Source organism: Embleya sp. NPDC056575 (assembly GCF_042793325.1).
GTDB lineage: Bacteria > Actinomycetota > Actinomycetes > Streptomycetales > Streptomycetaceae > Embleya.
In genome coordinates this window covers 1-9,530 of the sequence record NZ_JBHTVA010000137.1, presented here as the reverse complement: position 1 = coordinate 9,530, position 9,530 = coordinate 1, and the positions used below count along the sequence as shown (strand labels likewise).

The 9,530-nt window shown below is 70.4% G+C and carries 8 protein-coding genes and 1 tRNA gene; 6 read left to right on the top strand and 3 right to left on the bottom strand.

Features of this window, described 5'->3' with window-relative positions; translation table 11 throughout:
- Nucleotides 1-71: 71 nt before the first annotated feature.
- Both ACFRCG_RS47790 and ACFRCG_RS47785 read right to left on the bottom strand, forming a co-directional pair.
- The gene (locus ACFRCG_RS47790) at nucleotides 72-602 is read right to left on the bottom strand and encodes an NUDIX hydrolase (RefSeq protein WP_380042966.1); all 531 of its coding nucleotides are present in this window, start codon (nucleotides 600-602) and stop codon (nucleotides 72-74) included.
- Nucleotides 599-2,032, bottom strand: coding sequence for a zinc-dependent metalloprotease (locus ACFRCG_RS47785; RefSeq protein ID WP_380042965.1), 1,434 nt, complete (start codon nucleotides 2,030-2,032; stop codon nucleotides 599-601). The genes ACFRCG_RS47790 and ACFRCG_RS47785 overlap by 4 nt, the downstream gene beginning before the upstream one ends.
- Before the next feature lie 263 nt (nucleotides 2,033-2,295).
- On the opposite strand from ACFRCG_RS47785, the gene ACFRCG_RS47780 reads away from it, so the two are divergent.
- From ACFRCG_RS47780 to ACFRCG_RS47765, 4 genes are all read left to right on the top strand, one after another.
- Nucleotides 2,296-3,510: an NAD-dependent epimerase/dehydratase family protein gene (locus tag ACFRCG_RS47780; RefSeq protein WP_380042964.1), complete on the top strand. Its 1,215-nt coding sequence runs from the start codon at nucleotides 2,296-2,298 to the stop codon at nucleotides 3,508-3,510.
- A 111-nt stretch (nucleotides 3,511-3,621) separates the two neighbouring features.
- Nucleotides 3,622-4,044: a molybdenum cofactor biosynthesis protein MoaE gene (locus ACFRCG_RS47775; protein WP_380042963.1), complete on the top strand. Its 423-nt coding sequence runs from the start codon at nucleotides 3,622-3,624 to the stop codon at nucleotides 4,042-4,044.
- 154 nt (nucleotides 4,045-4,198) lie between these two features.
- Nucleotides 4,199-4,435, top strand: a complete 237-nt coding sequence (locus ACFRCG_RS47770; protein WP_380042962.1) for a hypothetical protein — start codon at nucleotides 4,199-4,201, stop codon at nucleotides 4,433-4,435.
- A 47-nt stretch (nucleotides 4,436-4,482) separates the two neighbouring features.
- The gene (locus tag ACFRCG_RS47765; RefSeq protein ID WP_380042961.1) at nucleotides 4,483-5,535 is read left to right on the top strand and encodes a PDZ domain-containing protein; all 1,053 of its coding nucleotides are present in this window, start codon (nucleotides 4,483-4,485) and stop codon (nucleotides 5,533-5,535) included.
- Between the two features lie 22 nt (nucleotides 5,536-5,557).
- Here ACFRCG_RS47765 and ACFRCG_RS47760 read toward each other — a convergent pair whose 3' ends face one another.
- The gene (locus ACFRCG_RS47760; RefSeq protein WP_380042960.1) at nucleotides 5,558-6,100 is read right to left on the bottom strand and encodes a PPA1309 family protein; all 543 of its coding nucleotides are present in this window, start codon (nucleotides 6,098-6,100) and stop codon (nucleotides 5,558-5,560) included.
- Nucleotides 6,101-6,253: 153 nt separating this feature from the next.
- Between ACFRCG_RS47760 and ACFRCG_RS47755 the strand changes: the two genes are divergently transcribed.
- On the top strand, nucleotides 6,254-9,307 hold the full coding sequence (locus ACFRCG_RS47755) for a UPF0182 family protein (protein ID WP_380042959.1): 3,054 nt from the start codon (nucleotides 6,254-6,256) through the stop codon (nucleotides 9,305-9,307).
- Between the two features lie 107 nt (nucleotides 9,308-9,414).
- Nucleotides 9,415-9,488: transfer RNA gene (locus ACFRCG_RS47750), tRNA-Met, on the top strand.
- Nucleotides 9,489-9,530 lie beyond the last annotated feature (42 nt).

Below are 9,530 nucleotides of genomic sequence, written 5' to 3'. Positions count from 1 at the left end.
ACCGATCACCGGTCGGGCGCCCCTCGGCATGTCCTCGTGGATTTCCCGTGTCGCCGCGCGGAGCGCGGACCTCAGACCAGGGCGCGGGCCCGGTTCACCAGCGCCCGGACCGAGTCGTCGGTGTCGGCCGGCAGCGCGTCGAACGCGAACCAGCGCAGGTCCAGCGACTCCTCGCTGATCACCTCGACCGCGCCGGGCGGGGCCAGCGCCGCGTACTGCACGTCCAAGTGCACCGCGCACGGTGTGTCGTGCCGGTCGAGGCAGACCGGCGCGCCGTCGGCGAGCAGGGTCAGACCGGCGATACCGGACTCCTCGTGGGCCTCGCGCAGCGCCGCCTCGGCCGGTGTGCGGTCACCCGACTCGCAGTGCCCACCGGTCTGCAACCACCGGCGGATCTTCGCGTGCAGGGTGAGCAGCACCCGACCGCCGGCCGCGTCCACGATCAGCGCACTCGCCGTCACATGCCCGGCGCGGCACGCCTTGAGCATGCCGTCGTCGTACCTGGCCAGATGATCCAGGTAGGCCCGGCGCAGCCCGTCGGCACGCTCGTCGGGCGCGTGCCACGCGGACAACGCGTCGACCGTCGCCACCCGAAGGCTCACGCGGCGGGACCCTTGTCGCCGTCGGCGCCCTTCGGCTTGTCGTCGTCGCCGTTCGCCTCGCGCTCGGCGTCGTCGGCCTTCGACTCGCCCTTCGACTCCAGCGAGTCCAGGTCCGCGTCCAACTCGGCGTCGAGACCGGACAGGTCCAGCTCGGCGTGGTGCACGAAACCGTCGGGGTCGTCCAGGTCGGCCGCGGTCGGCAGCAGGTCGGGGTGCTGCCACACCGCGTCGCGCCCGTCCACGCCGCGCGCGTCGGCCAGCGAGGCCCACAACCGGGCCGCGTCGCGCAGTCGGCGCGGGCGCAACTCCAGGCCCACCAGCGTGGCGAAGGTCTGCTCGGCCGGACCGCCCGTGGCCCGCCGCCGACGCAGCGTCTCGCGCAGCGCGCCCGCCGAGGGCAGCCGCGGCGCCGCCGCGCTGTGCACGACCGCGTCGACCCAGCCCTCCACCAGCGCGAGGGCCGTCTCCAGCCTGGACAGCGCGGTCTTTTGCTCCGGCGTCTCCTCGGGCTCGAACAGCCCCTGCGAGAACGCCTCCTGCAGCGCCTCGGGGTTGCTCGGGTCGATCCGACCCGCGGCCTCCTCCAGGCGGCTCATGTCCACCTTGATGCCCCGCGCGTACGCCTCGACGGCGCCGAAAAGGTGTTGCCGCAACCACGGCACGTGCACGAACAGGCGCTGGTGCGCGGCCTCGCGCAGGGCCAGGTAGAGCCGCACCTCCTCCTGGGGCAGCGACAGGCCCTCGCCGAACGCGGTCAGGTTGGCCGGCAGCAGCGCCGCCTTGCCCGCCGGACCGATCGGCAGCCCGACGTCCGTCGAGCCGACCACCTCGCCGGCAAGCGCGCCGAGCGCCTGGCCCACCTGGGCGCCGAACATCGCGCCGCCCATGCCGCGCATCATGCCGAGCAGCGGCCCGGCCATGCTCTGCATCTCGTCGGGCATCATCTCGCCCATGGCCGCGACCACCCGGGTCGCCAGCGGCTCGACCAGCGCGCGCCACTGGGGCAGCGTCGCCTCGATCCACTCGGAACGACTCCAGGCCGCGGTGGTGCTCACACCGGACGGCAGCGAGGTGGCCTCGTCCAGCCACAGCTCGGCGAGCCGCACCGCCTCCTCGACGCCCGAGCGCTCCACCGCGCCGATCGACGCGTCGCCCTGCTGCGCCACGGTCTGCCGGGCGATGTCGCGGGCCAGATCCCAGTTGACCGGCCCGCCCTCGTAGGAGAGCAGCTTGCCCAGCTGCTGGAAGGCCGCGCCGAGATCGGCCTGATTCATCTGTCCGAAAAGCGCGCCGAACGGGTTGTTCGGGTCACCGCCGGCGGCACCGAACCCGAAGGGGTCGTTCGGATTCGAACCACCGGACCCGCCGCCGGGGCGGTTGGGATCGTCGTCGCCCGAGGGCTTGCCGAAGCCGAACGGGAAGTCAGCCATGGTGGGGCCCCTCTACGTTTTCCATGTGCGCGGCGCCCTCGGGCCCGACCATTCGATGCCGACTCACGGCTACCTCGTCTCGCTCGAGCCGCCCGCCGCCCCGGCCGGAGGCGACACCGCACAGGCGCCGAAACGCGCCTGGCGTGAAGATCACAACAACACCTCCGGCAGGATGGATCGCGGACACTGACAGGAAAGGCAAGCAGTCGCGCGTACCTTTCTTGACGAACCGCTCGTACCAAACTAACCACGGGAGACCGCCAGTGAGTTCCCAGCCCCCACGCGTTCGCTCTGGGCGGAGCGGGCGGGAGAGCACGAGCGAAGGCACCGGAACCGATGCCGCGCAGACCGCTCCGGAGAGCGATCCCCAGCCCTCGGGCCGGCCCGAGGACCAGCCCTCGGCCACCAGTGTGCCCCGGGTGCGCCCGGTCGTCGCGGTCACCGGCGCCGCCGCCGGGCTCGGTCATCGCGTCGCCTCGCTTCTGGCCGCGAACGACCAGGTCAAACGTCTGATCGCGATCGACGAGCGGCGCGGCGAGATCCCCGGCGCGCAGTGGCGGATCATGGACGTCCGCGACCCCGCGCTGGCCGGTCGGCTGGAGGGCGTGGACGTGGTGGTGCACCTCGCGCTCGACATGTCGCTCGACTCCGAGCCCCGGTCCCGGGGCGCGCGCAACGTGCGCGGCACCCAGACCGTGCTGACCGCCGCCGCCGCGGCCCGGGTGCCGCGCGTGGTGTTGTGCACCTCGGCGATGGTCTACGGCGCGCTGCCGGACAACGACGTACCGCTCGCCGAGGACGCGCCGCTGCGCGCCACGGCCGACGCGTCGCTGGTCGGCGATCTGCTGGAGATCGAGGAACTGGCCGAGCGCACCCCGCGCGCCCATCCGCACGTCAAGGTCACCGTGGTGCGGCCGGCGACGCTGGTCGGCGGTCCCGAGGCGGACAGCGTGATGACCCGGCACTTCGAGGCGCCGCGCCTGCTCGTGGTCTCCGGTGGGCAGCCCCGCTGGCAGTTCTGCCACCTGGACGACCTGGCCTCGGCGCTGGAGTTCGCCGCGCTCGGCCGGGTCGAGGGTGTGGTCACGGTCGGCTCGGAGGGCTGGCTGGAGCAGGAGGAGATCGAGGAGTTGTCCGGCATGCGCCGGATGGAGCTGCCCGCCTCGCTCGCCCTGGGCACCGCCGAACGGCTGCACCGCCTCGGTATCACGCCCGCCCCCGCGGGCGACCTCGCCTACACGATGCACGGCTGGGTGGTCTCCGCGGAACGGCTGCGTGCGGCGGGCTGGCGGCCGGCGTGGACCAACGAGGCGGCGTTCGCCGCGCTCCTGGAGGACGTCGCCGGCCGGCACGCGCTGGTGGCCCGCCGGCTCGGCCGCAAGGACGCCACCACGCTCGGCGCGGCCGGTGCCACCGTGGCCCTGGTCGGCACGGCCGCGATCGTGCGCAAGGTGCGCCGCCGGCGCCGGGGGTTCTGAGCCGCGCGGCCCCGTGGCGACCGGGTTTCGGCCCGCTCCGGCACGGGGCCGCCCGCGCCGTCGGGGACCGGGGTGTCCGAGTCCGTGGCGCGGCGCGCGATACTGCCCGGTATGGACGTCATCCGCATCGCCGAGATCCGCGACACGCCGTTGTCCGTCGACGAGGTTTTCGCCGCGGTCGGCGACCGCGCCGCCGGCGGCATCGACCTGTTCGTCGGTACGGTCCGTGACGCCGACGGCGGGCGCACGGTCACCGCGCTCGAATACTCCGCCCACCCGTCGGCAGCGGCCGAGCTGCGTCGGGTGATGGAGAAGATCGCCGCCGACCAACCGGTGCTGGCGATGGCGGCGGTACACCGGGTCGGCCGGCTGGAGATCGGCGACCTGGCGGTCGTGGTCGCGGTCGCCTGCCCGCACCGCGCGGAGGCGTTCGCCGCGTGCCGCCGCCTGATCGACGACCTCAAGCACGAGGTGCCGATCTGGAAGCTCCAGCACTTCACGGACGGCGACGCGGACTGGGTCGGCGCCTGCTGACCCCGCACGCACCCGCTCCGACGCCCCATCCGCCCCGTTCATCCCACCCGTCCCCGGGCGCCCCGGGCACCTCGGAGTAGCGGAAATGCACCATCACCACCACATACATATGATTTAAGCCGTCACCCTCCCTCTCGTGTCGATGGAGTACGTCATGGCGGCTGTCGCATGGTGGTGGGCCATCCCGGGCGTCGCGCTCGTGATCGCCGTGAGCTGGGCCGCGTGGACGGGTCGGGCGTTGCGTACGCCGAGCATGCGCGACTCGATGTCCGCCTTCGAGGAGTGGAGCGCGGCGCTGGACCGGGTGCGCACCGCCACCCCGATCGTGCACGACCCCACCGTCGAGGCGCCCGACCCGACGCTTCCGGGAACGGCCCCCGACAACCCGTGACGGCCCGGCCCGCACCGCGAGAATCCGGGTGCCGTAGGGTCGGGCGCATGTCGCGCCGCACCGCCACCCTGGTCGTCTCCGGGCTGCTGCTCCTGGCCCTGGCCTGCGCCGTGCTGTTCGCGCCGGTGCCCTACGCCGAGTTGAGCCCCGGGCCCACGTACAACACGCTCGGCGACGAGGGCGGCAAGCCGGTCATCGAGATCTCCGGCCACGAGACGTATCCCGCGAGCGGGCACCTGAACATGACCACCGTGTCGGTGACCAACAAGTCCTACGACATGCCGCTGCTCGACGCGCTGGCCGGCTGGGTCAAGGGCGACGCGGACGTGGTGCTGAAGAAGTCGCTGTACCCCGACGACAAGTCGGCGGCCGAGGTCGAGCGGGAGAACGCCGAGGAGTTCAGCTCCTCGCAGGAGCACGCCAAGGTGGCCGCGTTCGCCGCCCTGAACATCCCGATCGAGAAGCAGGTGATCGTCTCGACCGTGGCCAAGGACGCGCCCGCGCTCGGCAAGCTGCACGCCGGCGACATCATCCTGGCCGTGGACGGCGCGCCGATCACCAAGACCGAGGACGTCGCCGGGGCGATCACCAAGCACAAGGCCGGCGAATCGGTCACGCTCACCGTGGACCCGGCCGACGCCCGCGGCACCAGGCGCGACGTGCAGGTGGTCACCGGCAAGGCCGAGGACGACGGCCGCGCGCTGGTCGGCATCACCCCGGGCATCCTGCCGAAGTTCCCGTTCAAGGTGGAGATCCACCTGGAGGACGTCGGCGGCCCCAGCGCCGGGATGATGTTCGCGCTCGGCATCGTCGACAAGCTCAGCCCGGGCGACCTGACCGGCGGCAAGTTCGTGGCCGGCACCGGCACCATCGACGACGCGGGCAAGGTCGGCGCGATCGGCGGCATCCAGATGAAGACCATCGGGGCCCGCCGCCAGGGCGCCAAGTATTTCCTCACCCCCAAGGCCAACTGCGCCGCCGCCGCGCAGACCCGGCCGGGCGGTCTGACCCTCGTCCAGGTGGAGACGCTGGACGACGCGCTCAAGGCGCTGGAGACGATCCGCACCGGTCAGGGCACTTTGACGGAATGTCATGCGTGACCGGTGCGGACCCGCTCGGCCCCTACTCCTCGTCGGTGTCGCCGAACGTGGCCAGCAGTGCCTCGGCCAGGCCGGGCACCAGGTCCGCGCCGGAGAGCACCTCGGAGTCGTCGTCCTTGGCCCGCAGCCGCACCGCCGACTCGCGCGAGCCGTCGCGCAGCACGCCGACCGCGAGTCGCACCTCTTGGCGCTCCGGGTGCGCCGCCACCCAGTCGTGGATCTCCTCGTCGCTGCCGACGGTGGGCATGCCGGCCTCGGCGGACGGCGGCAACATCAGCCGCTCGACCACGAGCGCGCAGCCGAGCACGGCGTCCGGCCAGGCGATGCTCGCCAGGAACTCGTCGATCGCGACGTGCTCCGGGATCTCCTCCTGCTCGATCGGCGTAAGGGTGTCGATGGGCGCGTCACGGTCGGCGGACAGGCCGAGCTGCGCGGCGAGATCGGGTTCGGTACGGGCCAGCTCCCCGGTGTCCACGAGCGCGTACAGGCGGGGCTGCTGGTCCCAGCCGTACCCCGCCACGTGGCGTTCGATCTCGACGAGGGCCTGGGTGAGTGCAACGGTCATGACCCCATCTTCCCGTCTCCGCCCCACGACGGATCACGAGCCTGTATCGGCCGTGTCCGTGGGGAACCACGTCCTGTCTCGGTAAGTTGACCCATCGAGCGCCGACCGGGCGCGTCCAGGTAATGATCGAGGTGCGCACCCTTGGTTTTTCAGATGCCCGAACGAGGCGGCTCAGGTGGCCGTCGGATCAGATTGGGAGCTCCGTCCCGCAGGTCCAGAACACTGCTCCTGACGCTGGCCATCCTCGTGGTGATCGTTGTCGCGTGGGTGCTGTTCGCGAATTTCTGGACGGATTGGCTCTGGTACAAGTCGGTCGGCTACGGAAACGTATTCACGACCAAGCTGTGGACGCGCATCGGGTTGTTCCTGGTGTTCGGTCTGCTCATGGCCGCGGCCGTCGGCGCCAACATCTACGTCGCCTATCGGCTGCGTCCCGCGTTCCGCGGGATGTCGCTCGAACAGCAGAGCCTCGACCGCTACCGCTCGGCCATCACGCCGTTCCGTAGCTGGCTGCTGATCGCGCTGTCGGTGATCATCGGCATCATCGCCGGAACCTCGGCGTCGGGGCAGTGGAAGACGTGGCTCCAGTTCGTGAACGGCGTCTCGTTCGGCGCCAAGGATCCGCAGTTCCACAAGGACGTCTCGTTCTACGCGTTCGATCTGCCGTTCTATCGATTCCTGGTCAATTTCGCGTTCGTCGCGGTCGTCGTCGGCCTCGTCCTCGCGGTGATCACGCACTACCTCTACGGCGGACTTCGGGTGCAGAGCCCGGGGTCGCGGGCCACCCCCGCCGCACAGGCGCATCTTTCGCTGCTGCTCGGCCTTTTCGTGTTGTTCAAGGCCGTCGCGTACTGGCTGGACCGCTATTCGCTCGCGGTCTCGTCCGGTGATTTCAAGCAGGCCTCGCAATTCACCGGCCTGCGGTACACCGACGCGCACGCGGTATTGCCGGCGAAGACGATCCTGTTCATCGTCGCGCTGATCTGCGCCACGCTGTTCTTCGTCAACGTGTTCCGCCGCACGTGGGCGCTGCCGATCATCGGCTTCGGCCTGATGGTGCTCTCCGCGGTGCTCATCGGCGGGCTGTACCCGGCGATCGTCGAGCGGTTCCAGGTCAAGCCGAACCAGCAGGCCAAGGAATCCAAGTACATCCAGCGCAACATCGAGGCGACCCGGCTGGCGTACGGCATCGACAAGGTGGAGCCGGAGAAGTACGACGGCAACGTCGAGGCCAAGCCCGAGCTGAAGGACCAGGCCGCGAACACGGCCAGCATCCGGCTGCTCGACCCGAACATCGTCTCGCCGACGTTCAACCAGATGCAGCAGCTGCGGCAGTACTACGCCTTCCAGACCACGCTGGACGTCGACCGCTACATGATCGACGGCAAGATGCAGGACACCGTGATCGCGCTGCGCGAGCTGAACCCGAGGGGTGGTCAGACGCACAACTGGGTCAACGACCACACCAAGTACACCCACGGGTACGGCGTCGTCGCGGCCGAGGGCACCCGGGTCGACCGCGAGGGCAAGCCGGTCTACATCGAGGGCAACATCCGCACCGACGCGCAGGAGGCCCAGACCCCCAGCCCGCTCGGTCCGTACCAGCCGCGGATCTACTTCGGCGAGTCGACCACCGAGTACTCGATCGTGGGCGCGCCGAAGAACACCACGCCCACCGAGGTGGACTACCCGACCGACACCGCGGCGGGGCAGGCCACATACACGTACAACGGCAAGGGCGGCGTGCCGATCGGCGGCATGTTCAACAAGCTGCTGTACGCGACGAAGTTCCAGGAGGGCAACATCCTGCTCTCCGACACGATCAACAAGGATTCCCGGATCCTGTACAACCGCACGCCCAAGGAGCGGGTGGAGGCGGTCGCGCCCTGGCTGACCATCGACGGTGACCCGTATCCGGCCGTGATAGACGGCAAGGTGCAGTGGATCGTCGACGCGTACACGACCAGCAACGGCTATCCGTACGCGACCCGCACCACGCTCGGCACCGCCACCGCCGACTCGCTCAACGCCGAGGACCGGGCCCGGGGCGCGGTGGGCAACACCGGCAACGTCAACTACATCCGCAACTCGGTGAAGGCGACGGTCGATTCGTACGACGGCTCGGTCAAGCTGTACCAGTGGGACGAGAAGGATCCGGTCCTGAAGACCTGGATGAAGGCCTTCCCGAACACGATCAAGAAGAAGGGCACGATCCCGCCGACCCTGATGGAGCACCTGCGCTACCCGCAGGACCTGTTCAAGGTGCAGCGCGATCTGCTCACCCGGTACCACGTGACCGACCCCCGGACCTTCTTCAACGGCTCCGACTTCTGGAAGGTCCCCAAGGACCCGACGGGTCGCACCGCCGGTTCGGGCGACCAGCCGCCGTACTACCTGTCCATGAAGATGCCGTCGGCGACGCCGGGCGGGGCCCCGGACGCGCAGCAGTCGTTCCAGCTGACCAGCACCTTCGTGCCGAAGGAACGGCAGAACCTGGCCGCGTTCATGGCGGTGAACTCCGAACCGGGATCACCGGGTTACGGCAAGATCAGACTCCTGAGCCTGCCGCCGAACACGGCGATCCTGGGTCCGGATCAGATGCAGAACCAGTTCAAGTCGAACGCCGCGGTCGCCCAGGTGATCAACATCCTGCAGCGCGGCGACTCGGTGGTGGTCTACGGCAACCTGCTCAGCCTGCCCGTGGGCGGCGGCATGTTGTACGTGGAACCGGTGTACGTCCAGGCCAACGCGCCCGGATCGTATCCGGTCCTGCAGAAGGTGCTGGTCTCCTACGGCGGCAGCATCGCCTTCGAGGACACCCTCGATCTGGCGTTGTCCAAGGTGTTCAGCGGGTCGCCGACGACCACGGTGCCACCGACCGACACCGGCACCCCGCCGACCACCGGAACGCCGCCGACGACGGGCACCCCGCCGACGACGACCGAGAACCCGACGGTCAAGCAGGCGCTCGACGAGGCCAACCAGGCACTCAAGGACGCCGACGCGGCGCTGAAGGCCGGCGACTTCGGCAAGTACGGCGAGGCGCAGAAGCGGCTCCAGGCGGCGGTGAACAAGGCCATCGCGGCGGAGAACGCGGCGAAGGCACCGCCCGCCAACGGCACGCCGCCCGCGAACGGCACGCCACCGGCCAACGGCACGCCGCCCGCGACCGGCACGCCGCCCGCGACCGGGGCGCCGAAGCCGTGATCGTCGACGCGTGAACACGACGGGCCCGTCTCCTTCGGGGAGCGGGCCCGTCGTGTTGTCGATTTGGTGTGCGGCTCCGGGTCACGTAAGCTCGGGACACAACACATCGCGGGGTGGAGCAGCTCGGTAGCTCGCTGGGCTCATAACCCAGAGGTCGCAGGTTCAAATCCTGTCCCCGCTACTTGGTGAAAACGCGAGAGGCCCGGTTCTCAGGAACCGGGCC

Excerpts from the sequence above, each read along its gene's own strand:
- ACFRCG_RS47785 (WP_380042965.1), bottom strand. The coding sequence starts at position 2,032 with ATGGCTGACTTCCCGTTCGGCTTCGGCAAGCCCTCGGGCGACGACGAT.
- ACFRCG_RS47775 (WP_380042963.1), top strand. The coding sequence starts at position 3,622 with ATGGACGTCATCCGCATCGCCGAGATCCGCGACACGCCGTTGTCCGTC.
- ACFRCG_RS47770 (WP_380042962.1), top strand. The coding sequence starts at position 4,199 with ATGGCGGCTGTCGCATGGTGGTGGGCCATCCCGGGCGTCGCGCTCGTG.
- ACFRCG_RS47765 (WP_380042961.1), top strand. The coding sequence starts at position 4,483 with ATGTCGCGCCGCACCGCCACCCTGGTCGTCTCCGGGCTGCTGCTCCTG.
- ACFRCG_RS47760 (WP_380042960.1), bottom strand. The coding sequence starts at position 6,100 with ATGACCGTTGCACTCACCCAGGCCCTCGTCGAGATCGAACGCCACGTG.
- ACFRCG_RS47755 (WP_380042959.1), top strand. The coding sequence starts at position 6,254 with ATGCCCGAACGAGGCGGCTCAGGTGGCCGTCGGATCAGATTGGGAGCT.